We start from the raw sequence: 24,624 nt of genomic DNA on the forward strand, positions 1-24,624 counted from the left end.
CGTGATACGCGACCGGTGTTTCCACCTCAGGAAGCTCCGCCGGCGGAGGACAGCCGTGTCCGGACCTTGATTTCAGAAGTGAGAGTGCGATGCACCGGGCAGCGGTTGGCGATATCCAGCAGCTTTTCCCGCTGCTCACCGGTCAGATCGCCCTCCAGGGTAATTTCGCGCACAATCTCGTCGATCTTGCCCTCTTTCGTCTCACAGTCCTCGCAATCCTTCGCGTGGACCTTCTGGTGGGACAGGATCACCCGGATCCGTTCCAGGGGAATTTCCCTGCGGTCGGCATACATGCGGACGGTCATACTGGTGCAGGCACCCAGCCCCATAAGAATATATTCGTAGGGGCCGGGCCCCAGGTTATCGCCACCGGCATCTTCCGGCTCATCGGCGACCAGCTGGTGCGGCCCCGATTGTAACGACTGGGTAAACTTCCCGTCGCCGCTCTCTTCGACGGTAACGACTGTCGGTGTGGGTCCGCTCATGGATTCCGCCTGTTCATCGTCTGTCAGTTTTTCACCGGCGGATTGGGGGTAACCATATTCCACCAGAACTCGAAGCTGTCCAGCAGCGACAGCAGTGTATCGAACTGTGTTTTATCACCGCTGACCTTGGCCGAGCCGTCCTTGATCTTGTCCTTCATGCTGGCCGTGCCCATGATGACATCGTTCAGGTCGCTGCGGTTGATGGTTACACTGGCCGGGGGATTGTCCACCGGGGGGCCGTAATTGAGCACGCCGTTCTCCACCACCAGGGAATAGTTTTCCTTCACATCCGGCAGTGACACATTGACCACGATATTCTTGCCGGCCGCCTTGGGACCGTTCAGGCGGATACCGAGGAAATCGAAAAACATTTCTGTCGGCATGCTGCGAATGGTGTCGGGACTGGCAGTAACCGGCACCGGCAATTTCTTGACCCCTTCGCGCAGTTCCTTGGCGCCGCTGAGGAAGAAGTTGCGCCATGGACCGTTTTCCTGCTGGTACCCGAGCTGCTCCAGCGCATCGGCCAGCAGGTTGCGCGCGGCCTTGTTGTCCGGCTGCGCGGACACCAGGTTGTCCAGCACCTGGGCGACCCAGCGGTAGTTGCCGGCATCGTAGTCTTTCTTGGCCTGCTTCAGCAGGTTATCGGCACCGCCCATGTACTCGACATATTTTTTCCCGGCCTCCGCTGGCGGCAGCGGGTAAAGCCGCGCCGGGTTGCCGTCGAAGAAGCCGAGATAGTAGTTCCACACCGCGCGGGTATCGTGATTGACACTGCCGTAGTAGCCGCGGTTGGCCCAGTAATCCGCCAGCTCCGGCGGCAACTCCATCATCTCCGCGGTCTCGACCATGTTGTAGCCGTGGTTGGCATAGCGCAGTGTCTGGTCGTTCAGGTACTTGTACAGGTCGCGCTGTTTCTTCAGGTGCTCGACCACGTTTTCATTACCCCAGGTGGGCCAGTGGTGCGGCGCGTAGAGCACTTCGACGTCGTCTCCCCAGCGCCGGATGGTATCGTTGAGGTAGCCGGACCAGGCCTTGGCATTGCGCACCTTGGCGCCGCGCAGTGTATACAGGTTGTGCAGTGTATGGGTCGCGTTTTCCGCGGCGGTGACCGCCTTCAGTTCGGGGATATAGAAATGCATTTCCGCGGGCGCTTCCGAGCCGGGGGCCAGCATGAACTCGAAGGTCAGGCCGTCGACCTCGATCTTCTGTCCATTCTCGGTAATGGTATCGGTCGGCTCGATCAGCGTGACCGTGCCGGGCGAGGTACCCAGCCCCAGGCCCGTCCCCAGCGTGCCTTTGGGCCCCTTGGGCAACAGGTTGCCGTACATGTAGCTGGCTCGCCGCGACATGGTGTTGCCGGCAAAGACATTCTCGCTGACGGCTTCCTCGACAAACCCTTCCGGGGCAATGATCTTCACTTTCCCGGATTTTACATCCTCCTCGTCGACGACACCGCGCACACCGCCGTAGTGGTCCACGTGGCTGTGGGTATAGATCACAGCGACCACCGGCTTGTTACCGCGGTGCTTGCGATACAGGTCCAGGGAGGCCTTGGCGGTTTCGGCGGAGATCAGCGGGTCCATGACGATGACACCCTTATCCCCCTCGATAAAGGTGATATTGGAGAGATCGGCGCTGCGCACCTGGTAAATCCGCGGCGTGACTTCGTAGAGCCCGCCTTCGGACAACAGCTGAAGCTGCCGCCACAGGCTGGGGTTGACCGAATCCGGCGCCTCCTTGCCCTGGGCAAAACCGTAGGCACCCAGGTCCCAGACCGGCTGCCCCTTGTCGTTCTTGATCACACCGCCATCCGGCAGCGGCGCAATAAAGCCGCGCTTGACGTCTTCGAAGTCCTGTTTGTTGTTGAAGGGCAATTCTTTCTCAACGGCCGCATTGGCCCTTTTCGTGGTGTCCGTGGCCGGATTCGGCCCCTGCGCGGAAGCCGCCCCGGCGAGCAACAACAAGCAAGTGACAAAAACGGCGTAGAAGTGCTTGTAACCATTTTTCACTAAATTCATATCCAACTCCTGAGTTGGGAACGCTTGGAAAACCAACCTGATAGTCCACTAACCCGAGTTTCGGAATCCGAGAGTCCGAATCGACAGGGTGCGGCCCGGACAAGAATCCCGGATTACGGCGCTGCGCGCCTCCATCCGGGCTACGCCCTGCCAATCACTGTGAACTCCGAAAATTGAGTCACTAAAGCTCGAACTGCACCGAGCCGCCAAAGAAATGCAGTGCGGTGTCCTCGTAACTGCCCTGCAACCGCGGGCTGAATGGCGGCCGGCCGCGCTGGTCGATGTCGATATCGCCGGACCAGACCAGCGTATAGCCCAGATCCAGGTGCACGCCGGGACACAATTCCTTTCCGGCACCGAGGCCAAAGCGCCAGGCTTTGCCGCTGGGCGTGTCCGCCGTTACGGTCGCATCCGTGGTCATGGAGTTGTCGTAGGCGAAACCGGTGGAAAGCGACCAGTCCCGCAGGTAACCGCGGGAGAACCGGTGGCGCACACCCAGGGCGAAATGGCCGGTATCCTTGTAGCCGCGATCGACCTTGACCGAAGTCTGGCTGGGGTTGTCGATTTCCAGGGAAACGCCGGCGTATTCCGTCCAGTCCTGCCAGGCCAGGTTCGCGTACAAGGTGGTTGCCGCGGTCAGCTTCTGCTGCAGGCTGGCTGTGACTGTTGCCGGCACATTCATGTCAATCCGTGTGCGGCGCCCATCGAGGCGGTCTGTCAGCGGCTGGAACAGGGGGCCGAAATTGTCCAGCTCAAGCCGGTCATTGAACCTGGCCTCGACCTTGGAGGTGTAGGTCAGGCCGAAAGTCGTCGCCGGTACGGGCCGATAGATAACCCCCAAGTTGCCGCCGTAACCGACATCCGTATCCCGGTATTTCAGTCGCGCATTGCCGGGCACCAGCCCGGCCCTGGGCGCGGAGCGATACTTGAAATAGAAACCCATCACATTGACGCCGGCGCCGATGGAAAGGCAGGGATTGACCTTCCAGCTCAGCGACGGGACCAGGCTCATGCCCAGCAGGTCTACATCCTGCACGAATCGCCGCCCCGTCCACTCATTCCGGTAGTCCAGCCCCAGGCCGAAATTCCCCGCCATGGCCAGGCCCCAGCCCAGCTCTTCGGTCAGCTTCCCGGCCGCAAAGGCGCCGGCCCCCGGAAACCATTCGATCGGGTTGCCGCCGTCGTTGCCCGGTACATTACTGAGGCCGCCGTTACTGAAACCGACATCGCCATACATCATCTGGCCCGCGGCGCGTATCTCGGTCTCCTCGCGCCAGGCGGTGCCGGCCGGGTTGGTAAAGGCGGTAGCGGCATCCTCCGGCATGGCCGCCCAGCCGGCACTGGCGGTACCCAGCGTCGGCGTGCCGATTTCCCACAACATGATGCCGCCGGCATTGGCCGCGGGCGCGCCTATCGCCAGTGACAACGCCGCAAAAACTGTTCCACACTGAAAGGCTGCCGATTTACACATTTCCAGATCCTTTGGTAACTGGCCCCGGTGGGAGCCTGCCTTGCGGGCGATTGCTATAGCTTTGGCATCGATACCTTTTTCGCCTGCAAGGCAGGCTCCCACAAGGGCTCCGTTTTACTGCGGAAACTGCATATTGAAGCCCATGAATACCTGCCACTCGGGCTGGCCCGGGCCCTCATCCGCCACGGACCACTGCGGCTCGACAAACAGGTTGTAGACCGTTTTCTTCGTCTTGATCACCTTGCCAACACCGACTCCCAGCGGCACGCTGTAATCATCGTTCTCGAAGTTGTAGACCCAGATGGGCGCGCTGCGCAGGTACCAGCCCTTCCCCATTTGATAGAACGCGAACGGCTGCAATGCGCCTGTATTGACATCGGTGCGATTGCTGTTGCCGGCGAACCGGTGTTGCCACGTCAGCAGGTATCCGTACTGGAATTTCGGAGAGCTGGCATTGAACAGCACATTGGCAAACCCCGCAGACCACTGCTCACTGCCCAGCCCGGTATCCGTGGCAGTGGGCGCCGTGATTTGCGGGCCGATACCGAAACTGACCGCCGGATTACCGGTGTCGATCAGGTAGGCGGCAAATACGTTCAGGTCCCCCAACCCGGTGTTCTGGCTCAGGTTGGGACCGGTGGGAAAGGTCACCAGTGGCAGCGATGCCCGCATGATCCAGTTGCTGTCCTTGATCGAGAATGGTTTGGCATAGCGAAGCCAGAACTGGTTGGCGTGCTTGTCGATCTCCGTGAGATCACCGATATAGTAGTTCTGCAGGTTGAAGGCCGTCATGTTGGCCAGGGGGTTGTTGGCCTGCGCGGCGGCACCACCTCCGTCCTGGGCCGACACCAAGGGAGCCACGATCCCCGCGAGCAGGCAAAAAACGGCGATGCAGCATCGTCTTGCCCAGTATCTGTGTACAGAGATTTTCACCATCCACACTTCCTTCGGATTGATCGCAGAATATTTTCCGGAGCGGGCAGCAATTCACGACCTGCCGGGCCGCTCCCGGAAGGATATCTGGTAAAGCATAGAAAGAGATTCGGGCATCAATGGTAGATTTGCTGCCTTTGGCGGTTGTTGTGCTCGACGGGGCCGTAAAAGATCAATTGTGCGCTATTCCCGTGCAGGGACAGGATCTGCCGAATCGACGCGTTAATAGTGGCCGATTTTTTTGGAGAGGGGTCTTGGAGAGGGGTCTTGGAGAGGGCCTTTGGGGAGACGGCAAGGATGAGAGAGCCGTCGAGGAAGCGGCAGCAGGGGTGATGGCAGCGGAATGGAGCCCGCTGCCGACAGCCGAATCAGTGAACCCCGTCCAGCAGGTGTCGCGCGATAATCAGCCGCTGGATCTCACTGGTCCCTTCGTAGATAGTGGTAATACGCACGTCCCGCGCCATTCTTTCCAGAGGGTATTCGCGGGTGTAACCGACGCCGCCGTGCATCTGCAAGGCGACATAACAGGCTTCGTTGGCCTTTTCCGTGGCAAACAGCTTGGCCATGGAGGCGGCCGGGCCAAACGGCATGCCGTTGTCCTTCTGCCAGGCGGCCTGCATCAGCAGCAGGCGCGCGGCCTCCATTTCGGTATACCGGTCGGCCAGCTGCCACTGCAGGCCCTGGAAATGCGCCAGCGGTTTGCCGAACTGCTCGCGCTCCTGCAAATAGGCGCGCGCGCAGTCCAGCGCCTCAAGGCCGATTCCCAGTGCCAGCGAGCCGATACCGATGCGCCCACCGGCCAGTTCGCCGGCGGCGATGCGGAAGCCCTTGTTCTCTTCACCCAGCAGGTTGGCGGCGGGAATACGGCAGTTGTCGAAGGCGACCTCGTTGGTCACCGAGGCCTTCTGCCCCATCTTTTCCTCGGCCCTGCCGATGACCAGGCCCGGGGTTCCGGCCTCCACCAGGAAACAGGAAATGCCCTTGCCCTTCGGCGCGTCCGGATCGGTCACCGCCCAGACTACAAAGATACCGGCAAACTCGGCGCTGCTGATAAACAGCTTGCTGCCGTTCAGCACATACTCGTCGCCCTCTTTCAGCGCACGGGTGCGCATCGCCGCGGCGTCGGAACCGGAACCGGGCTCGGTCAGGCAGAAGGAACCGGCGGCATATTCACCGCTGCAGAGTTTTGGCAGGTACTTGTTTTTGTGCTCGTCGCTGCCCACTGCCTGTATCACTTCCGCAACCATATTGGTCACCGATGTGGTGGTGGCCGTGGAGGCACAACCGCGGGCGAGTTCGGTGATTGCCAGGCTGAACGCCAGGGTGCCGGCGCCGGTGCCGCCGAAGTCGGGGTCGATATTGATGCCCATAAAGCCGAGTTCGGCCAACTGCTTCAGCTTGCCCAGCAGCAGTTCGCGGTTGCCGGTCTTGTCCAGCTCGGCGGCGGCGGGTTTCAGTTCGCTGTCGGCAAACTGGCGCGCGGCCTCCCGGATCATCTGTTGTTCGTCTGTGAGAGAAAAATCCATCGTATACCTTCTTTATATTTATCTCGGAGCCTTCAGTCCCCCTCTCGTCGGGGAGGGTTGCGCGTAGCCTCCATCCGGGCTACGCAACTTGCTCCTGCAGAGCCGCGATCAGAGTCGCGGTCTGTTTATCGCCGGTAGATCCAGCGGCGCAAAATACCCTGCTGGATCGAAACCCCGAGCATAATCAAAACCAGGCCGACAATGGTTGCCATTTGAATCTTTTCGCCCACCAAAATCGCAATCAATACCAAGGATAGCGGCGGCGAGAGATAAATCAGGTTACTGATGCGCGCGGTGTTGTCGCAGGCCATCAGCGCCGCCTGCCACAGCAGGAAGGCAATGCCCATCTCGAACAGCCCCACATAGATGGCGCCCAGCCAACCGGCCAGCGGTGGCCACTGCCAGCCGCCCTGCACCATCAGCGCCGCCGCCAGCCAGGGCAGGCCGCAGAGAAAGCTGAGCAGCAGGTTGACCGGCGCACTGCCGCCGATACGGGTATTCAGCAGCCAGAAGCAGCACCAGACCAGGGTGCTGAACAGCGCCAGCGCCACGCCCAGGGGATCGGCGAACTGCAGGTGCAGCGGGTTGCCGCCGGTGGCGATCACCAGTACACCACAGTAGCAGACCAGGGCCGCCACCAGGTCCTGCAGGCGCAGTTGCTGCTTCAATACCGGTACCGACAGCAGCGCCAGCAGTACACCCCAGGTGTAGTTCAGCGGCAACACTTCCTGCGCGGGCAACCTGTCGTAGGCATTGAACAGCACCAGGTAATAGAGGAAGGGATTGCAGAACCCCAACGCCAGGTACCGGTACCAGCCGCGTCGCCAGGCAGTGCGAAACTCGACCCAGCGCCCTTGCCGGGTCACGACGATGGCCATGACCAGTGTCGATACCAGCGCCGCTATCGATACCAGTTGCAGCGGCGACAGATATTGCAGGGACAGCTTGAAGGCGCTGGCCACGGTAGACCAGCAGAGCACTGCGGCCAGGGCCAACAGGTAGGCGCGGCGGTTGTCGACGGAGCGGGCGTCAGTCATCGGCGGGTACTTCTGTGTTCGATTGGGGCGGGGGCGCCGCGAGTCGGGCGGACACACAGCTCGCCCTGCGTGGGCCGCGGGGCCAAACCTCGCATTCAGCCCCTGAACCTGTTCAGCGCTTGCCTTTGGCCTTGGGCTCCGGATCCGGGACCGCCACGGCGGTATCGGTTTTCACTTCCTGGATCACCACATAGGTATGGGTCTCGCGCACTCCCGGGATGGAGGCCAGTTTCTCGCCGAGGAATCGGCGGTAGCCGAGCATATCCTTGATACGGATCTTGATCAGGTAGTCGAAACCGCCGGCAACCATATGGCACTCCTGCACTTCCTCCAGGCTGGAGACGTGCTCGTTGAAGGCCTCCAGCGCCGAGGTAGCGGTATCGGTCAGCGTGACCTGGATATAGACGACCAGGCCGGCGTGCACCTTGAGCGGATCCAGCAGCGCCACATAGTCGCGGATAAAGCCCTCGCGCTCCAGGCGCTTGACCCGCTCCAGGCACGGTGTGGGGCTCAGGTTGACCCGGCGGGCCAGTTCCACATTCGGCAGGCGCCCGGCGCGCTGCAGGATGCGCAGTATCTGTCGGTCGATTCGGTCCAGATCTTCCAACTGTCGAGACATGGCAACATACCCTACTGGTGATTCGGCTTATGACCACGATATTTAACCACAACTGGCGGCAATATGGCGATTAATCCTGAGAGATTTCGCACATAATCCGGTTTTTTATCCTGGTCCTAAACACAGTTTTTGGGAGACAATATGTCGACACAATTCGCCGGCCAACTCACCAAAGAGTTGCACAGCGCCCGCCAGCGGGCCCGCCAGTATCTACATGCCGACGAAAACCAGTGCGTCAGCGAACTGCTGACAGCCCCGCGCCCCAGTGACTCACTGCGCCAGAAGATTCTCAAAACCTCCCGCGAGCTGGTGCAGCACTCGCGCCAGCACCGCAGCCAGCGGGGCACCCTGGACGCCTTCCTGCAACAGTTCGGCCTGTCCAACAAGGAAGGCGTGGCGTTGATGTGCCTGGCGGAATCCCTGCTGCGCGTACCGGATGCGGATACTGCCGACAAACTGATCGCCGAAAAAGTGCATTCCGGCAACTGGGCCAGCCATCGTGGCCAGTCCGACTCGCTGTTCGTCAACGCCTCCACCTGGGGCCTGATGCTGACCGGCAATATCGTCGAACTGGACCCGGATATCACCGAGAAACCCTCCCACTTGATGAGGCGCCTGGTCAGCCGCGTGGGCGAGCCGATGGTGCGCACCTCCATGCTGCAGGCGATGAAGATCATGGGCGGCCAGTATGTCCTGGGCCGCACCATCGGGGAGGCCCTGAAACGCGGCCCGGCGGAGAACCAGCCCGGCACCCGCTTCTCCTTCGACATGCTGGGCGAAGGCGCCCGCACCATGGCGGATGCCGAGCGCTACTTCGAAGCCTATATGAGCGCGATCGAGGCCATCGGCAGGCATAACGACAAGCGCGACGTGGTGGAAGCCAACGGCATCTCCATCAAACTGTCCGCCCTGCACCCCCGCTACAGCGCCCTGCAGCACGACCGGGTCATGAACGAACTGCTGCCCCAGGCCAAGCGCCTGTGCGCGGCCGCGGCCAAATACGATATGGCGCTCAATATCGACGCCGAAGAGGCCGAGCGCCTGGATGTCTCCATGGACATCTTCGAAGCCCTGGCGCGCGATCCGGAACTGAAAGACTGGCAGGGTCTCGGCTTCGTGCTGCAGGCCTACCAGAAACGCGCCCCACACGTGGCGGACTGGCTGGTTGCCCTGGGCCGCGACACCGACCGCAAGATCATGGTGCGCCTGGTCAAAGGCGCCTACTGGGATACCGAGATCAAACTCGCCCAGCAGTTCGGCCTGAGCGATTACCCGGTCTACACGCGCAAGTGCCACACCGACCTCTCCTACCAGGTCTGCACCAAAAAACTGCTGGATAACCGCGACGCCATCTACCCGCAATTCGCCACCCACAATGCCTACACCGTGGGCCTGGTACTCGAGCTGGCCGGCGACAGTGACGGCTACGAATTCCAGCGCCTGCACGGCATGGGGCATCTCCTTTACGCTCAAGTGGAGGCGGTGCACGGCAAGCGCGTGCCGCTGCGCGTTTACGCCCCCGTGGGCGCGCACAAGGACCTGCTGCCCTACCTGGTGCGCCGCCTGCTCGAAAACGGTGCCAACAGCTCGTTCGTCAACCGCTTCATGGACGAGAAAACCCCCATCGACGAACTGGTGCAGGACACCCTCGAACAGAGCGAGGCCTGCAATCCCTATCGCCATCCACAAATCCCGGTACCGGAGGACATCTACATGGGTAAAGAGGCGCTGCCACGGAAAAACTCACACGGCATCGAACTGACCGACCCGATTGCGGTGGCACCGCTGCTGGCCTCGGTGGAAAAGATGCGCGGCAAGGAGTTTCACGGCGGCCCGATTATCGATGGCGTCATGGGCGAGACCGACCAGCCCGTCTACAACCCGGCCACCGGCGAACGGATTGGCTATACCGCCGACGCCAGCAAAGCACAGATCGACACCGCCTATGCCCTCGCCACCGAGGCCCAGGTGGCCTGGGACCGCCTGGGCGGCAATGCGCGCGCAAAGATTCTCGACAAAGTCGCCGACCTGTACGAGGAACACCTGAACGACCTGACCGCACTGATCGCACTGGAAGCCGGCCGCACCCTGAACGATGGCATCAGCGAGGTGCGCGAGGCGGTGGACTTCTGCCGCTACTACGCCAACGGCGCGCGCAAGCATTTCAGCGCTCCCGAGGAGCTGCCCGGCCCCACCGGCGAGAGCAACGAACTGGTGCTGACCGGCCGCGGCGTCTTTACCGCCATCTGCCCCTGGAACTTCCCGCTGGCCATCTTCACTGGCCAAGTGGTCGCCGGCCTGGCATCGGGCAACGCGGTGCTGGCCAAGCCCGCCGAACAGACCCCACTGATCGCCGCCCGCGCCATCGAACTGATGCACAAAGCCGGCGTCCCTACCAAAGTGCTGCACCTGATTACCGGCACCGGCGCCGCCGTGGGCGCACCGCTGATCGAAGACCCGCGCCTGTCCGGCGTGGCCTTTACCGGCTCCACCGAAACCGCACGCCTGATCAACAAACAGCTGGCCGACAAAGACGGCCCCATCACCCCGCTGATTGCCGAAACCGGTGGCCAGAATGTGATGATCGTCGACTCCACTGCCCTGCCAGAGCAAGTGGTGGACGACGTGATCCAGTCCGCTTTCCTGAGCGCCGGCCAGCGCTGCTCCGCACTGCGCATCCTGTGCGTGCAGGACGTGATTGCCGACAACCTGCTGGAAATGCTGAAAGGCGCCTGCGAGGAACTGACCCTGGGCGACCCCTCCAGACTGGAGACCGATATCGGCCCGGTGATCGACGACAAGGCACTGAAAATCCTCGAGGCGCACCGCGAGCGCATGCAGCGTGAAGCCAAGCCGCTGTTCGCCTTCGACGAACAGAAAAAGCCCGCTACCGGTACCTTCTTCGGCCCGCAGGTGGTGGAAATCGAGGATCTGGACATACTGAAACGCGAAGTCTTCGGCCCCTTCCTGCACGTGGTGCGCTTCAAGGCCGGCGAACTGGAAGACGTTATCCGCCGCATCAACGCCACCGGCTACGGCCTGACCTTCGGCCTGCACTCCCGCATCGAAGGTCGCGCCGGCGCCGTATTCAAGCGCGTGAATGTGGGCAACACCTACGTCAACCGCGATATGGTCGGCGCCGTGGTCGGCGTCAACCCGTTCGGCGGCCAGGGCCTCTCCGGCACCGGCCCCAAAGCCGGCGGCCCCCACTACCTGTTCCGCTTCGCCAACGAAAAGACCAAGACCATCAACACCGTGGCCACCGGCGGCAACACCGAGCTGTTTACCCTGGGCGAGTAAGCCGCGGTATCGCCGCGCAATAGCGCGGCAAACACAAAAAGAGCGAGCCCATCGGCTCGCTCTTTTTGTTTGTGCGGGCCAGGTACAACAACGATTGAGCCACGCAGATCAAAAAACAGACAAACCCCAAAAGTGACCAAATCCCAACCGACATTTCGGCCCCGGCGACCGATATTTTTACCAGCCGCCAAACTCCGGCATAATCTTCCACCAGATCAGTAACCTGGAAGGCCGTGGAAAATAGTGGATATCAGTCGCTGCGACCGAATACGCCATTTGGTACATGTGAACCAAATTTGTGGGAAGCTTGACCCCGCGAGGGATTGCGGCGATTGTGTCGTCGAATATATCCGGGAATATGTTTCAAAGTGCTGTCGGTCGTGAGGACTGCGATATAACTGTTATGCTGAGAAGAGAGATTTACGATGAAAACCGAATTAGAAAATATTGATGGGGCAATTTCTGATAGCCAGAAGATTGCTGCGGATCACTCTACTTCTGCAAGCAGAATACTCAGCGTGGTAATGATGCTTACCGTCACATTGATAATGATACTAGTTTCCGCATTTCTCTTGCCGCTTCTTTCGATAAAAAGCGAGTCAACGTTAAATATTCCGGACGCATTTTTGTATGTCTTTCTAGCCATCTATACACTTACATTCAGTATTTTGATGGCGATTTACAGGCTGCATATTAATGAAAAGTCAAAAATAGAACATTTTGTAGTGGGATTTATGCGGATTCGTGTCGCCGGTAGTAATAACACTCCTGGATACCAGTCTGAAGTTCGGGAGTCACTTACTGATGGTGCCTTCCAGTTCCCTGAAAAATCAACTAAAAAAGATAAAATAGAAAGCCCAATCCCTGGGCATCCCGGTAGTGATTTTTCTACTGCAATTCTCAATAAAATTATTAATAGTGTGGATATCAAGCTTTCAAAAAAAGGTGATACAGATTCTAAACCATCAGCATCTAAGACCGCCGAACCCGCTGTATAGCATAACAAACAGCGGCAGAGCGACAGCCAACGCTACGCACCTTTTGTGTTACTCGCTGGCGCTCAAACATTAACACAAAATGCGCTCCGCGCTGGCTGCGCCTGCGCTGGGCGTTAACTGTTATGCGAAATATTGGGGATAAGGTTCTACGAAATGCCACCTAAAGACCATGATGCAATTCTGATCGACACATCCATATTTGAAAGTCACGGATTGCGACTTGACTCTGGAATATTGGGAACGCTTAAGCAATTTAAGGATAGCCCGGTAGCCATTCTTATCCCTGATGTCATCAAAAACGAACTCCTCTCGCATTTGGAGAAAAGAATTCGGACATCACAAAGCACATTGAGCAAAGCTGTTAATGATGCAGGTAAGTATGTCTTTGCAAGTGATGAAGAGCTAGCTGACGTGAACAAAATCGTCGATGGGTTCGCTGACCCCAAGGTGCTAGCCGAAGCTCGATATTCTCAGTTCGTCTCTGATGTACGGGCCACAGAAATACAGTGCGATGACTTTATTTCAATTAATGACGTACTAAAAAGGTATTTTGACAATGAGCCACCTTTCTCTGAATATGGGAAAAAGAAAAATGAATTTCCGGATGCGATTGTACTGTTAGCAGTAGAGGCATGGGCTGATGCAAAAGAGGTGAAGGTTCTCGCTGTTTCGGCTGACAGCGATTGGAGACTTTTTTGTGAGCAGTCACTTCGCATTGATTGCGAGGAAAAGCTGGCATCGGGATTGGATAAGTTCAATCACACCAAAGCCGCTATTTCGTTTATCGATGAATTAGAGACTCTATTTAAGGACGGAACAGAAGCAGAATTTGTAGAGAAGGTTGCAGACGCCCTTAATACGGCATTAGATGGGTTTACCCCAAATCAGTACGCGGAGTCCCAATTCTATTGGGAGCCAGAGGGGGCCCACGGCTGGTTTGAAAACATTGATTTCCTCGATGAAAAATTCCGAATAGTTGAAGTTACTCATGAATGGATCGTGACAGAGGCTGTTGCGGAAATTACTGTTGGGGCTGAAGGGGAGTTCAGTTTGTCAGTTCTCGATTCCGTGGATAAAGACTATGTAAGCTTGGATTCCGTCACTGCAGAGGCATCAGAGACGTTTGTGTCCTCCCTACTCATTACTATTTCTGGATACCTTGATAATGTCGCGAACATAGTTGTTGAAGAGGTAGAAGTATTAGATCCAATAAAAAGTATTAATTTCGGCACGTTGGAGCTGAGCGATAGCTTTTACGAGTGAGATTTCGCATAATCGGGTAAGGACGGGTATTTAGCCCGCCCTCCCCACAACACCCTGCATGCGGGTCCGCACAGGGCGTTTCAATCAGAGTAGTGAAGCTTGATCCATCCGTCGCGCAGTGTCGCCAACCCGGCCTTCTTCAGGTAGTCATTTGACAATGCCTGATTGATTCCGGGTGTTTTTGAACTGCGCCACGGGCCTTTACTTGTAATACCGCACGCCACCGCAGCTTGGACATGCACACCCAGCCTCATTAGATTACGCACCTTGGTTCGCGGCTTACGCCACCGGCGGCAAGCTGACCGACGTTATCTTGCCAAGTTCAGGTTGTCCACTTAATTGTTATCAATGACGGAGCTTTACAGTCGGGTCCAATGGCCTTTGAGGGGCTTGAGCCGTATGCGAGGAAACCCGCACGTACGGTTCTTAGAGGACTGGGATTCGGTGATGGCTTCTAGCTACTCGGCACGCACTTTATTGAGAAACAAATGAACAGTATCGATCTACAACCAGTCTTGAAAGGGAATACTATTTACCTTCGCCCCTTGGATCTGGGTGATTTTGAAGCGCTCTATCAAGTAGCATCTGATCCTAAAATTTGGGAACTGCATCCTGATTCGGAGCGATATAAGCGCGAAATATTCCGAGCCCGCTTTTTCGAAAGCGCGCTGGCTAGCGGTGGTGCATTGGCAATAGAAGAGAACGATACCGGCCGTATCATCGGTTCCAGCCGATACTATGAGTGGAAGCCGGACACAAAGGAAGTCTCAATTGGCTACACCTTTATCGAGCGACAGCACTGGGGAACAGGCACCAATCGGGAATTGAAAGATCTTATGCTTAGGCATATCTATAAATGGGCTGCGGCAGTTTGGTTTCATGTCGCTAAAACTAATATTCGATCTCGCCGCTCAGTCGAGAATCTTGGCGCAATACTATCTCACGAAAAAGAACGAGAGCTAAATGGCAATCCATTTACACAGCTTTATTACAAGCTTGAGGCGCCAGAGTATCGCGTCTAACAATACCAGGTAGGGCGGCGCCAAGAAGCGGCGCGTCTGTTGGTGGCATTAAGCACCCAAGCTTCAAAAAAGTAAAAATCTCGCTAAAAATAAGCGCCTATCATAAAAAGGGTTATTCATGAAGCTGATATTATTCCTTATCGCCACGATCTACTCCACAGTATGCGGATCAAGCTCGGCAAATATTTTTTGTAACCGAACTTTCCAAGGAAGCATTTATATTGAAACATACCGATTATGGAACAAATATTGGACTGTTAAAAACCACAAGGGGAATTGTTTTAATAGATCCTATGCCGGGGAATGAAAACCTGGATGTTTTAAATAATGCTGTAAAAGACCTGGTTGATGGACCCGTTAAATTTATATTAAATACGCACGAACACAGTGATCATTCAGGCGGGAATGCTTACTTTATCAAAAAAGGAAGCACACTTCTTTATGACGTGACAAAAATCAAAGAAATTCACGGCTTTCTGGTAGAATCTCATACCACTGAGGATAAAGTTTTTTTCCATCAGAAAAGTAACAGCATCTTTGTTGGTGATATTTATGACACCAGCTGGCATCCAACGTTTTATTCCGGAGGATTATCCGGTTTCAGAAAGGCAATTGAAGCAATCCTGAAGCTCGGAAATGACGACAGCATCATTGTCCCTGGACACGGTAAACCGACGAGAAAATCCGAACTCCGAGCATTTCGGAAAAACACTTTGGACTGGGTGTCAAGAGTAAGAAAGTTGAAAAATGACGGCATGACGGCAATCGAGATTAAGAATGATGCACAAATAAACATTATTTTGGATAAGTTTAACCTGGAAGACAAAGCCGACTTCATACCAGAGAAAGCATTTATCTGGTTTATTGAAAGAACTCTAACAGTGATTGATAAGGATGTTTAACACCGTGTTTATTGAGGGTTTCATAATTGTATTGACAGTTATCCATAATTCTTCAATAGCTTTAAACACTACATTCACTCGCTTGAGTCGTCATTCCGGACTCGATCCGGAATCCAAAGCGCCGGAACACCTTCGCTGGATCCCGGATCGAGTCTGGGATGACGACTACGACAAGTAGTTTTGGTCAAAAAATTTTGAGACAACTAATAATTGTACTGTAATTTCGCCAAGTACCGCCGTTGGCACGGCGGTGAATCCAATGTGCAAAAAACCGCTGATTAACGAACGATACCGACACATTTCCGCTCCCTGAATTGGTGATACAAACATGAGTAAACACATCCCGGAAAAAGCATCGCCCAAAGTTGATGCCTTTATCGAAAATGCCAAGAGTTGGCAGAAAGAGTATGAATCGCTACGGCGGATCGCGCTCGACTCTCCACTTTCAGAGCACCTGAAGTGGGGCAAGCCCTGCTACTCCCTCGACGGTAAGAATGTATTTCTGATGCACGGTTTCAAGGACTACTGTGCACTGTTGTTTATGAAGGGGGCACTCTTGGAGGATCCCGATGGTATCCTGGTGGCACAGACAGAAAATACGCAGTCTGCACGGCAGATACGGTTTACCAGCTCTCGGCAAATCGAGAAGATGGCGCCCGCCCTCAAGAGCTATATCAACCAGGCAATCCAGGTAGAGAAGTCCGGCCTTACAGTAGACTTCAAGAAGACGGAGGATTTCAATGTTCCCGAGGAGTTTCAAAAGAAGATGAAGGAGGATCCGGAACTGAAGTCCGCCTTTGAGGCATTGACACCCGGGCGCCAACGGGGCTACCTGCTACATTTTTCCGCGGCTAAACAATCCAGTACCCGCACTTCTCGGGTTGAAAAGTGCCGACAGAAAATTCTCGATGGAAAAGGGTTGAATGATCGGTAGTTGTGAGCTACTGCACCCGGCACACGATTCAGGCTACCGACGCGACGCCAGTGGGCGAGCACAAAGCCCGCTCCTGACAACAGCTCTCCCGCCCAAAAAAAGAGCCGGGCGATTGCCCGGCTCAAGCCAAGTCCTGTGAGATTGCCGAATATCAACAGGTCGGTTGATTCTTTGACCCCAGCGATCGGAAAAAGATCAATTTAGTACGCGATATCCGCGACCACGCAGACAGTTTCTGGTGATACGGCCCGCTTCGGAGTGTGCGCTGGTCACACCGGAAACACCGCCCAGCACGGCGCCGGCACCGGCGCCCGCGGCGGCGGCGCTGCTGGTATCGCCGATAATCGCACCCAGCGCACCGCCCAGCAGTGCACCGCCGGCAGCGCGGGTCACACCGCGGCGCCCTTCATCGGAGCGGGCCGCGTAGGACAGGCCCTTGCAATCCGTCAGGTCCCGCTGGTATTGGGTCAGGTTGACGCCGTAGGTGTCGATTACGATTCCGCCCGCTCCGGGCACCTGCTCCTGCTGCGTCGCGCAGCCAAACAGCATGGTGGCGCTCAGGCCCACAGCGGCCGCTATTGCTGATTTCATCTGCAGCACCTCTTTGCTCTGATTACCGAGAGGTCCCCATCTGCCGCAGCGTCTCACTGCGAAAATGTCGCCTCGTTCCTCATTAGGTTTAGCTGCTCGTAGAGTTACGTGCCAGTCGTGACAAGGGAAAATTGTGACTGATTGGTATTATTGGGCGGGAGGGCGCAGTTGGCGCCAGGCGTGTCAGGGATAGCGATAGCGAATACGCAACGTCTGGTTGTCGCCGCGATCATCCAGCAGATTGACGACGCCTTCGAAAACCTGCAGGCGCCGGGTCCCCAGGCTATAGACCAGGTTGAGTTCGCCGGCAAACAGGCGCAGCAGGGCCGCGGCCGGTTCCACTCTCAGGCAGAGTGCGTCGGATTGCCCTTGCGGACATGGAGATTGTTGCGCCCGCAGGGTAATCGCGCGACCGTGCACGGGGGAGGCAAAATCAAAACGCACCGGTTCGCCGGCAACGAGATCGCCCCAGTGCTCACGCACGAAGTGATCGAAGCCCGCATCGGCAACCTCCAGTTCCCGCAACGGCAACCGCTCGCTCTCCAGGGCAGCCTTCCCTGACTCCCGGTATTGCAGGCTCAGTTGCGTGCCGACACGCGTGATCTTCCTCTGTTCGCCGTGCCGGAAATCGTTCTGTTTCACTTCCGGCAGCGAAGAGTCAATACCTCGCAGCGTCTTTTCGGCGATACGGTGCCCGGCCGCGCTGTAGTAGAGCACTCGCCGCCCATCGTCCGCTGCGGGCAGGTGATACTCGCAGTAGACCAACTCGCCGCTAGCGGGGTCGACCGCCCTGCCCTCGGCGTACACCGCGCCTTCGTAACCGCAGCCGGCACCACTGAAGGCCAGCGCCACCATCAATTCAAGCATGTTGACTCACCTTGCCAAACCAATCGCCCCGTGCGAGGTATGCCAGGAATGGTAAAAGCGTCGCCCAGATCAGCGACAGTATTGGCAGAGACAGGAACAGGGGCTGCGCCAACTGCACGTTCCCGTTTAGCAGTGCGCCGGTAAAATAGCTGGATGGCCCGGCAAAGGCCCCCAGTGCGCCCGCCAGCAACAGGTTTTTCTGCAGGAATGCGAAGCAGTAGCGCAGAGCCATCGCAAAGTTCAACCACAGGCACAACAGCCAGCCGGGCGGCCAGGACGACCCATCGGCATTGACAAGCAGGCCGCTCTGAAAGGCCACCGTATCGAGCAGTATCCCGCTGCCGGTCACCAGTAGTAGCCAGGATGACTCCCGCGGTAGAATCGCGATAAATCGCAGATGCACAAACAGATTTGCGGCCGTGTATGCCAGCACAATGGCCAGGCTACCGGCCAACACACACACCAGCCAGGCTGCCTGGAACAATACGCCGCTGACGATCGCCCGCGCCATTTCAGAATTCGGCACTGAGGCAGCGGGGCTTGGCGAATACGAACTGGGCAGTACTGATGACGCGTTCCAGGAATCCCCCCTCGCAATAGCAGAGATAGAAATCCCACATATTGATAAAACGGTCGTCAAACCCCTGCTCTCGCACCACTTCGATATTGGCGAAGAATGCCCGTCGCCAGGCGTTCAGGGTACGGGCGTAGTGGCGGGTGATATCCTCCAGGCCGACCACCTGCATATCGGTATTTTCCGCAATATGATCGGCAATCACCTGGTTGGATGGCAGGCAACCGCCGGGAAAAATATGCCGTTGGATAAAGTCCACCTGCCTGCGGTAACTGTGGTAGCGCTGATCCTGAATGGTGATGGCCTGCATGACCATCAGGCCATCTTCCTTCAGTAACCCACTGCAGCGGGAGAAAAACTCGCGGTGATATTCGTGGCCCACTGCCTCGATCATTTCGATGGAGACGAGCTTGTCGTACTCACCTTCCAGGTCTCGGTAATCCTTCAGCAGCAGTGTGATCCTGTCCTGCAGGCCCTCGCGCTCCACCCAGGCACGGGCGTGTTCATACTGTTCGCGGGAGATGGTGGTGGTGGTCACGCGGCAGCCGTAATTCCTGGCCGCGTGGATCGCCAACGCGCCCCAGCCGGTGCCGATTTCCAACAGGTGATCGGTCGGTTTCAGTTGCAGCCTGCTGCAGATCTTCTCCAGCTTGTGCAAAGATGCGTCGTACAGGCTGGCGTCCGGGCGCGGAAATACCGCGGCCGAGTACAGCATGGTGTCATCCAGGAACAGGCGGAAAAAGTCGTTGCCGAGATCGTAGTGTGCGGCGATATTCCGCCGGGAACCGCTGCGGCTGTTGGCGTTCATCCGGTGCAGCAATCGCAGCACTGCCTTGCCGGCGGTACTCCAGCGGGAATCCATATTCTCCAGCAGCGCCATGTTGCCGACCATCAGGCGAACGACACTGACCAGGTCCGGCGAACTCCAGGCGCCCTGCATATAGGCCTCCCCGGAACCGATAGTCCCGTTCAACAGCACCTGTACATAGGTGCTGTAGTCGTGCACACGGATATGGGCACAGACATCGGCGCTCTCCTCCGGCTCACCGAAGGTGAAGTACTGGTCCGGCTCCTGCACCACCAGGTGACCGCGTTCGATCGCCTCGAGCTTGCCCAGGACCAACCGGCGGGCCAGGCGATAAAACCAACCCTGTGGCTTTTCCTGCGACGGTTCCGACAGAGTCGGCAGTGAAAGGTTTTCGTCGATCGATTTCATCGGCGCTGTTCTCCTGCATCGGCTCCGCTGCCAGTCGGCCCCGGATGGGAAAATACCGGTACGCGCTTGAGCCACAACTTGAATGCCTGCCAATAGATGGCTGTGATGATTTTTACGGTCATCAGCGGATAGCGGATCAATATCACGTTGAGAGTGGCGGCACTGAGCTCCCTGCGCCGCAGGCTCAGGGTGGCGTCGAATACCCGCCGACCGCCTTCGAGGTTCTGCAACAAGGCCGTCAGTCGGACGCCCGGCTCGGTACTGCGCCAGCGATAGTGCTGCTGCATGGGCATAAACGGCGAGACATGGAAATCCTTGCCGAAATCGGCACGCTGTACCCGCGCCGCGCCGCGGCAATCCAGCAGGTAGCCGTGTCGTTCATTCCAGGGCGTATTGTGCACGTCGAGCAGTATCCAGCGCACCCGCTCTCCACTGTCGTCGAAACAGTAATAGAGGCTGATGGGATTCATGTTGATTCCGAAGTAACGCCAGTTGGCGAGCATGCGAATGGGGCCCGTCGGGCGCTCGCCGCCCTGCTCCGCCACACGGCGGCGCACGGCTTCATCGAGGCTGAGCGCCGGATCTCCAAAGAAATCCTCGCGGCGAAAGCGCGCAGGAGCCCAGCGGCTGCGCGACCAGAACGGCGTCAGCGCCAGAACCCGATCCAGCTCCGCCAGATCCAGGTACACCATGAATACCCGGTAGCGAAAAGCGTGGTCGCGGGGTGCCCGGCGGCGGTGCTGGACCCAGCCGCTATAGATGGCGCTGTGCAGCGGCAAGGCCGACCTCCTTCACTGCTCCCCTGTCAGAGGCGTCTCCGGTAGCGCCATCGCGGTCCAGCTGGAAGCCGTTCAGCGGTACCCCGAATTCCCGCGCTACACGCAGCGCGCTGTTGACGCCATCTTCGTGAAAGCCGTTGGCCCAGTAGGCACCGCAATACCAGGTGCGGTTGACACCGTTGACGGTATGCCAGCGTTGCTGGGCCCGCATGCCCTCGACAGAGAATTGCGGGTGGGCGTACTCGAAACGCTGCAGTATCTTGTCCGGATCAATGGCACCGTCGGCGTTGAGCGTGACGCAGTAGGTTTTCTCACACTCGAGCCGCTGCAGGATATTCATGTTGTAGGTGAGCACCGGTTGCCGATCGCCGTCGTCAATGTCCTGCAGGCGATAGTTCCAACTGGCCCAGCTCCGCCGGCGGCGCGGCAGCAGCCGCGTATCGGTGTGCAACACTACCGAGTTGCCGGCATACGGAATCGCGCCGAGGACGTCGTTCTCGGCATCACTGGGATCCGACAGGCAACGCAGCGCCTGGTCCGAGTGACAGGCGAACACGACCGCATCGAAAGTCAGCTCGCGGCCCGATGCGGTGCGCACTGTCGCCCCGTCCGCACTGCGCGACACCCGCTCGACCGGTGTCGACAGGTGAATACGGTCGGCGAAGCGCTCCACCAATGGACCGATATATTCCCGCGAGCCGCCGCGGATCACCCGCCACTGCGGCTGGTTGGTGATATTCAGCAAACCGTGGTTGAAGAAAAAGCGGACGAAAAAGCCCACAGAGAAATTCTTCATCTGCCGTGCACTGGCAGACCAGATGGCCGAGCCCATGGGAACGAGATAACGATCCGCAAACTCTTGCGAATAGCCGTTCTGCTGCAGGTATTGGCCCAGGGTAACGCGGTCGTCCAGGCGGCCACTGTGCCAGTCGTCCACTGCACTGCGGTTGAAACGGACGATGTCCCGCAACATGCGCCAGTGGCCGACACTGAACAGGTTGCTGCGACAGGCAAACAGGCTGTTGAGGTTATTGCCGGCATACTCGGAGGCATCCCGGTCGGAACAGACGCTGAATCCCATGTCCGTGGGTTGGGACTGTACCCCCAGTCTTCGCATCAGTTCGATGAAGTTGGGATAGGTCCAGTCATTGAAGACGATAAAGCCGGTGTCCACAGCCAGTTGCCGGCCTTCTTCCTCCACGTCCACGGTGGCGGTATGGCCACCGAGACGATCGCGCGCTTCGAACAGGGTGATCTCGTGTTGCCTGTTCAGCAGGTAGGCGGCGGTGAGCCCGGCTATGCCACTACCGACAATGGCGATGCGCATCAGCGATTCCTCAATGAATGGATACGGGTCAGCCGTGGCGCGCAGAGGCGGAACCACAGCGGGCGGAAGAAGGCGAGCAACCGCAGCGGCCAACTCAGCCGGCGGGGAAAATCGATGGTGTGATGCCGCCGCGCGAGGCCGCGCTCGATCCGCTCGGCGGCCTGCTCCGGCGACATAAGGAACGGCATGGCAAAGTCGTTGCTTTCGGTCAGCGGCGTATCGATAAAGCCGGGCCGGATATGGGCTACCTGCAACGCTACCTGTGACGTATCCGCCCGCACCGCGTCGAGAAAATAGGCCAGCGCAGCCTTGGAAGCGCCGTAGGCCTCGGCGCGGGGAAAACCCACCACCGAAGACAGGCTGCCCACCGCCGCAAACTGTGGCGCCCTGCTGCCGGCCAGCAGCGGCAGTGCACAGCGCAGAGTGTTGACCGCGCCGAAGAAGTTCACATCGAAGACCCGCCGGTAGCTGGCAGTGTCCAGTTGCAGGTCATCGTCATATTCGCAGACGCCGGCGCCGGCGATCACCAGGTCCAGCTGGTCGGTCAGCCCCGCCAGCTCGCGGGCGGCGCGCGCCATGTCCTCGCTGTCCCCCACATCGCAGTCCAGCACCCGGATCCGCTGCGGGGCGATTTTCTGTAACTCCAGCAGTTTGCCCCGACTGCGACTGCTGATGACGATAAAGTTATTGCGCGCCGCCAGGCGGCACACGAGCGCGCGACCGATACCCGAGCTGGCGCCGGTAATCCAGATGGATTTGTCCCGGATTTCATCCATACCTCAGCCCCCCTGCCCCGCCAAACGCGACTTGACACCCCGTACCAACGCGCCGAGCAATGGCACCTGTTCATAGACCATGGCGCCGAGATCGTAGAAGTCCTCATGGTAGTGAATACGCTGGTTGAAGCGCAGCAGGCTGCAACCGCGCAGGCTGAGGGGGCGACCGCCGTTCAGGGCCCGGTGGGCGTAGTGCATCTGCCAGGGCAGGCAGGCGCTGTCGGCGGCCACCGTTACCAGCCCGAACTCGAACTGGCAGCGCAGGAGGCCGTCGCGCATGCTGGCAAAGTACTGCTTCGCGGTATCCAGGCCCTCGATCCTGTGCAAGGGGTCGGCGAAGACCAGGTCGCGGTGGTAGAAATCGTCCAGCCGCGACAGATCCCCGGTGAGAAAATCGCTGTAGTACTGCTGCAGATCTGTTATCAGCGCATTCATAGGGCCCCTAGATACCTCGTACACGATATGAAAATCGTCTGTTGATACGCCACACACAGATTTCCGGATCAACCGCCCAGCCGATCAATATCAACCGTCGGAATGATCCGGATGCCTGGTATCACCGTACAAAGCTTCAACAGTTATCCGCAGATGGTTAATATGGCGCTGACAGTACAGAGCGACAGGAATACCGTGCAGGCACCCGAGAACCGCAATGACGACTGGAGCGCACTGCTCACCCGCGTTGGTGCCGAGCGCGATCGGGCGGCGTTTGAGCGCCTGTTCCGTCACTTTGCCCCGCTCATCAAAGGCTTTCACCACAGCCGCAATACCCAGGTCCTGTGTGCCGAGGCGGCGGACGAGCTGGTGCAGGAAGTCATGTTCCGGGTCTGGCGCCGGGCGCCCAGCTTCGACTCGCGCAAGGCGTCTGCCAGCACCTGGATCTACACCATCATGCGCAACTGCCGCATCGACCTGCTGCGACGCAACAGTCGCCATCAGGGGGCAGACAACGATATCGACGTGGACGATATCTGGGACGAATCGGCAGACGACCAGCCGCTGGTATTCCTGCAGCAGCGGCGCAATGAGCGCGACGTGACTGAGGGGCTCCGCAGCCTGCCGGCAGACCAGAGCCACGTGCTGAAAAAAGCCTATATGGAAGGTAAGTCCCACAGCGAAATTTCCGCGGAACTGGGTCTGCCCCTGGGTACGGTCAAATCCCGCGTGCGCCTGGCGTTGAAGAAACTGCAGGCCAGCCTGGGCAAACCGGTTTGAGTAGTGAGGTCCGTATGATTCGCCACCATCCCGACAACGACATACTGCTGGAGTACTCCGCCGGCACCCTGCCCTGGGCGGTCAGCCTGGCGGTATCCGCACACCTGCAGCTGTGTCCCCAGTGTCGCCAGCAGCATCAGCAACACAACCACCTGGGTGGTGAACTGCTTGATGACAGCGACCCCCAGCAGGTGAGCAGCGATGCACTGCAGCACCTGATGGCACGCATCGACAGCAGCGACGAGCGGCCGGAGCCGGCGGGAAAGCCACAGGAACAACCACCTAAAGTACGCTGCAGCGATCCCGCCCTGCGGCGTCTGCCGCGAATCGTGCGCAAGCTGGTGGACGACAACTGGCCACTGAGATGGAACCGGGTATCGCCGGCCCTGAAAATGTCGCGCCTGCAGAGCGGACAGGACCACTATGAAGTGGCCTTCCACCGTATCTGCCGCGGCGGCAAGACCGCGGAACACGACCACCGCGGCCAGGAGGTGGTGCTGGTGCTGTACGGCAGCTTCTCGGACGCAGACGGTGTCTATGCGCCCGGGGACTTCCTGGTGCGCGAGCCCGGCGAAGTGCACCGCCCCATCGCCACCCAGGACCGGGAGTGCCTGTGCCTCTCCGTGGTCGAGGCGCCGGTGGCGGTGACCGGTCTGCTGGGCTGGCTGGTCAATCCGTTTCTCTCCTTCAAGCCGGGGTGATTACCCGGCTTTGGGGGAGCAATAGCGACGCCCAACCGCTCCGGCGTCGTTCCAACACAGCTTTAGTGGC

Annotated in this window: 23 protein-coding genes; 8 read left to right on the forward strand and 15 right to left on the reverse strand. The window is 58.3% G+C overall.

The genetic code is table 11. The annotated features are described in order from the left end of the window. Positions 1 to 26: 26 nt before the first annotated feature. The 7 genes from MWN76_RS08655 to MWN76_RS08685 all read right to left on the reverse strand — a co-directional run bounded on the left by MWN76_RS08655 (position 27) and on the right by MWN76_RS08685 (position 8,089). Positions 27 to 548 carry an OsmC family protein gene (locus MWN76_RS08655; RefSeq protein WP_250460999.1) on the reverse strand — a complete coding sequence of 174 codons (522 nt, stop codon included), beginning with the start codon at positions 546 to 548 and terminating at the stop codon, positions 27 to 29. After that, positions 509 to 2,503 (reverse strand): alkyl/aryl-sulfatase, encoded by a 1,995-nt coding sequence (locus tag MWN76_RS08660; RefSeq protein ID WP_250461000.1) that lies wholly within the window; start codon positions 2,501 to 2,503, stop codon positions 509 to 511. Before MWN76_RS08660 ends, MWN76_RS08655 begins: the two co-directional genes overlap by 40 nt. 181 nt (positions 2,504 to 2,684) lie before the next feature. Beyond that, the gene (locus tag MWN76_RS08665; RefSeq protein ID WP_250461001.1) at positions 2,685 to 3,929 is read right to left on the reverse strand and encodes an OmpP1/FadL family transporter; all 1,245 of its coding nucleotides are present in this window, start codon (positions 3,927 to 3,929) and stop codon (positions 2,685 to 2,687) included. A 159-nt stretch (positions 3,930 to 4,088) separates the two neighbouring features. Further along, entirely contained in the window at positions 4,089 to 4,835 is a 747-nt protein-coding gene (locus MWN76_RS08670; RefSeq protein WP_250461002.1) for a hypothetical protein, read from the reverse strand. 440 nt (positions 4,836 to 5,275) lie between these two features. Beyond that, positions 5,276 to 6,433 (reverse strand): acyl-CoA dehydrogenase family protein, encoded by a 1,158-nt coding sequence (locus tag MWN76_RS08675; protein WP_250461003.1) that lies wholly within the window; start codon positions 6,431 to 6,433, stop codon positions 5,276 to 5,278. 125 nt (positions 6,434 to 6,558) lie between these two features. Further along, a complete protein-coding gene (locus tag MWN76_RS08680) occupies positions 6,559 to 7,470 on the reverse strand; it encodes a DMT family transporter (protein WP_250461004.1) in 912 nt (303 codons plus the stop codon). Between the two features lie 112 nt (positions 7,471 to 7,582). Then, positions 7,583 to 8,089 (reverse strand): Lrp/AsnC ligand binding domain-containing protein, encoded by a 507-nt coding sequence (locus tag MWN76_RS08685; RefSeq protein ID WP_250461005.1) that lies wholly within the window; start codon positions 8,087 to 8,089, stop codon positions 7,583 to 7,585. A gap of 141 nt (positions 8,090 to 8,230) precedes the next feature. Here MWN76_RS08685 and putA point away from each other — a divergent pair, with 141 nt between their 5' ends. The 6 genes from putA (at position 8,231) to MWN76_RS08715 (ending at position 16,508) form a co-directional block, all read left to right on the forward strand. After that, positions 8,231 to 11,389, forward strand: a complete 3,159-nt coding sequence (putA, locus tag MWN76_RS08690; protein WP_250461006.1) for a bifunctional proline dehydrogenase/L-glutamate gamma-semialdehyde dehydrogenase PutA — start codon at positions 8,231 to 8,233, stop codon at positions 11,387 to 11,389. 425 nt (positions 11,390 to 11,814) lie between these two features. Next, a complete protein-coding gene (locus tag MWN76_RS08695; RefSeq protein WP_250461007.1) occupies positions 11,815 to 12,387 on the forward strand; it encodes a hypothetical protein in 573 nt (190 codons plus the stop codon). 153 nt (positions 12,388 to 12,540) lie between these two features. Beyond that, on the forward strand, positions 12,541 to 13,650 hold the full coding sequence (locus MWN76_RS08700; RefSeq protein WP_250461008.1) for a PIN domain-containing protein: 1,110 nt from the start codon (positions 12,541 to 12,543) through the stop codon (positions 13,648 to 13,650). A gap of 488 nt (positions 13,651 to 14,138) precedes the next feature. Next, the gene (locus tag MWN76_RS08705; RefSeq protein ID WP_250461009.1) at positions 14,139 to 14,672 is read left to right on the forward strand and encodes a GNAT family N-acetyltransferase; all 534 of its coding nucleotides are present in this window, start codon (positions 14,139 to 14,141) and stop codon (positions 14,670 to 14,672) included. Between the two features lie 221 nt (positions 14,673 to 14,893). Beyond that, positions 14,894 to 15,574, forward strand: a complete 681-nt coding sequence (locus MWN76_RS08710; RefSeq protein WP_250461010.1) for an MBL fold metallo-hydrolase — start codon at positions 14,894 to 14,896, stop codon at positions 15,572 to 15,574. Positions 15,575 to 15,902: 328 nt separating this feature from the next. Then, positions 15,903 to 16,508 (forward strand): YdeI/OmpD-associated family protein, encoded by a 606-nt coding sequence (locus tag MWN76_RS08715; protein WP_250461011.1) that lies wholly within the window; start codon positions 15,903 to 15,905, stop codon positions 16,506 to 16,508. 195 nt (positions 16,509 to 16,703) lie between these two features. On the opposite strand, the gene MWN76_RS08720 is transcribed toward MWN76_RS08715, so the two are convergent. The 8 genes from MWN76_RS08720 to MWN76_RS08755 form a co-directional block, all read right to left on the reverse strand. Next, a complete protein-coding gene (locus MWN76_RS08720) occupies positions 16,704 to 17,099 on the reverse strand; it encodes a glycine zipper family protein (RefSeq protein ID WP_250461012.1) in 396 nt (131 codons plus the stop codon). A gap of 183 nt (positions 17,100 to 17,282) precedes the next feature. Continuing rightward, the gene (locus MWN76_RS08725; RefSeq protein WP_250461013.1) at positions 17,283 to 17,966 is read right to left on the reverse strand and encodes a hypothetical protein; all 684 of its coding nucleotides are present in this window, start codon (positions 17,964 to 17,966) and stop codon (positions 17,283 to 17,285) included. After that, the gene (locus tag MWN76_RS08730; RefSeq protein WP_250461014.1) at positions 17,959 to 18,477 is read right to left on the reverse strand and encodes a DUF2878 domain-containing protein; all 519 of its coding nucleotides are present in this window, start codon (positions 18,475 to 18,477) and stop codon (positions 17,959 to 17,961) included. Before MWN76_RS08730 ends, MWN76_RS08725 begins: the two co-directional genes overlap by 8 nt. A 1-nt stretch (position 18,478) precedes the next feature. After that, positions 18,479 to 19,756 carry an SAM-dependent methyltransferase gene (locus MWN76_RS08735; protein ID WP_250461015.1) on the reverse strand — a complete coding sequence of 426 codons (1,278 nt, stop codon included), beginning with the start codon at positions 19,754 to 19,756 and terminating at the stop codon, positions 18,479 to 18,481. Next, the gene (locus tag MWN76_RS08740) at positions 19,753 to 20,535 is read right to left on the reverse strand and encodes a DUF1365 domain-containing protein (protein WP_250461016.1); all 783 of its coding nucleotides are present in this window, start codon (positions 20,533 to 20,535) and stop codon (positions 19,753 to 19,755) included. The genes MWN76_RS08735 and MWN76_RS08740 overlap by 4 nt, the downstream gene beginning before the upstream one ends. Then, the gene (locus MWN76_RS08745) at positions 20,510 to 21,862 is read right to left on the reverse strand and encodes an NAD(P)/FAD-dependent oxidoreductase (protein ID WP_250461017.1); all 1,353 of its coding nucleotides are present in this window, start codon (positions 21,860 to 21,862) and stop codon (positions 20,510 to 20,512) included. The genes MWN76_RS08740 and MWN76_RS08745 overlap by 26 nt, the downstream gene beginning before the upstream one ends. Beyond that, positions 21,862 to 22,638 (reverse strand): SDR family NAD(P)-dependent oxidoreductase, encoded by a 777-nt coding sequence (locus tag MWN76_RS08750; protein ID WP_250461018.1) that lies wholly within the window; start codon positions 22,636 to 22,638, stop codon positions 21,862 to 21,864. Before MWN76_RS08750 ends, MWN76_RS08745 begins: the two co-directional genes overlap by 1 nt. 3 nt (positions 22,639 to 22,641) lie before the next feature. Then, on the reverse strand, positions 22,642 to 23,073 hold the full coding sequence (locus MWN76_RS08755) for a nuclear transport factor 2 family protein (protein WP_250461019.1): 432 nt from the start codon (positions 23,071 to 23,073) through the stop codon (positions 22,642 to 22,644). A 111-nt stretch (positions 23,074 to 23,184) separates the two neighbouring features. Here MWN76_RS08755 and MWN76_RS08760 point away from each other — a divergent pair, with 111 nt between their 5' ends. Both MWN76_RS08760 and MWN76_RS08765 read left to right on the forward strand, forming a co-directional pair. Continuing rightward, positions 23,185 to 23,853, forward strand: coding sequence for a sigma-70 family RNA polymerase sigma factor (locus tag MWN76_RS08760; RefSeq protein WP_250461020.1), 669 nt, complete (start codon positions 23,185 to 23,187; stop codon positions 23,851 to 23,853). A gap of 14 nt (positions 23,854 to 23,867) precedes the next feature. Further along, complete coding sequence (locus MWN76_RS08765) at positions 23,868 to 24,554, forward strand: ChrR family anti-sigma-E factor (protein WP_250461021.1); 687 nt, start codon at positions 23,868 to 23,870, stop codon at positions 24,552 to 24,554. Positions 24,555 to 24,624 lie beyond the last annotated feature (70 nt).

Origin of the sequence: Microbulbifer litoralis, from assembly GCF_023634065.1 — a bacterium.
Classification (GTDB): Bacteria; Pseudomonadota; Gammaproteobacteria; order Pseudomonadales; family Cellvibrionaceae; genus Microbulbifer; species Microbulbifer litoralis.

Excerpts from the sequence above, each read along its gene's own strand:
- MWN76_RS08660 (WP_250461000.1), bottom strand. The coding sequence starts at position 2,503 with ATGAATTTAGTGAAAAATGGTTACAAGCACTTCTACGCCGTTTTTGTC.
- MWN76_RS08675 (WP_250461003.1), bottom strand. The coding sequence starts at position 6,433 with ATGGATTTTTCTCTCACAGACGAACAACAGATGATCCGGGAGGCCGCG.
- MWN76_RS08680 (WP_250461004.1), bottom strand. The coding sequence starts at position 7,470 with ATGACTGACGCCCGCTCCGTCGACAACCGCCGCGCCTACCTGTTGGCC.
- MWN76_RS08685 (WP_250461005.1), bottom strand. The coding sequence starts at position 8,089 with ATGTCTCGACAGTTGGAAGATCTGGACCGAATCGACCGACAGATACTG.
- putA (WP_250461006.1), top strand. The coding sequence starts at position 8,231 with ATGTCGACACAATTCGCCGGCCAACTCACCAAAGAGTTGCACAGCGCC.
- MWN76_RS08695 (WP_250461007.1), top strand. The coding sequence starts at position 11,815 with ATGAAAACCGAATTAGAAAATATTGATGGGGCAATTTCTGATAGCCAG.
- MWN76_RS08700 (WP_250461008.1), top strand. The coding sequence starts at position 12,541 with ATGCCACCTAAAGACCATGATGCAATTCTGATCGACACATCCATATTT.
- MWN76_RS08705 (WP_250461009.1), top strand. The coding sequence starts at position 14,139 with ATGAACAGTATCGATCTACAACCAGTCTTGAAAGGGAATACTATTTAC.
- MWN76_RS08715 (WP_250461011.1), top strand. The coding sequence starts at position 15,903 with ATGAGTAAACACATCCCGGAAAAAGCATCGCCCAAAGTTGATGCCTTT.
- MWN76_RS08720 (WP_250461012.1), bottom strand. The coding sequence starts at position 17,099 with ATGAAATCAGCAATAGCGGCCGCTGTGGGCCTGAGCGCCACCATGCTG.
- MWN76_RS08725 (WP_250461013.1), bottom strand. The coding sequence starts at position 17,966 with ATGCTTGAATTGATGGTGGCGCTGGCCTTCAGTGGTGCCGGCTGCGGT.
- MWN76_RS08730 (WP_250461014.1), bottom strand. The coding sequence starts at position 18,477 with ATGGCGCGGGCGATCGTCAGCGGCGTATTGTTCCAGGCAGCCTGGCTG.
- MWN76_RS08735 (WP_250461015.1), bottom strand. The coding sequence starts at position 19,756 with ATGAAATCGATCGACGAAAACCTTTCACTGCCGACTCTGTCGGAACCG.
- MWN76_RS08745 (WP_250461017.1), bottom strand. The coding sequence starts at position 21,862 with ATGCGCATCGCCATTGTCGGTAGTGGCATAGCCGGGCTCACCGCCGCC.
- MWN76_RS08750 (WP_250461018.1), bottom strand. The coding sequence starts at position 22,638 with ATGGATGAAATCCGGGACAAATCCATCTGGATTACCGGCGCCAGCTCG.
- MWN76_RS08755 (WP_250461019.1), bottom strand. The coding sequence starts at position 23,073 with ATGAATGCGCTGATAACAGATCTGCAGCAGTACTACAGCGATTTTCTC.
- MWN76_RS08760 (WP_250461020.1), top strand. The coding sequence starts at position 23,185 with ATGCCTGGTATCACCGTACAAAGCTTCAACAGTTATCCGCAGATGGTT.
- MWN76_RS08765 (WP_250461021.1), top strand. The coding sequence starts at position 23,868 with ATGATTCGCCACCATCCCGACAACGACATACTGCTGGAGTACTCCGCC.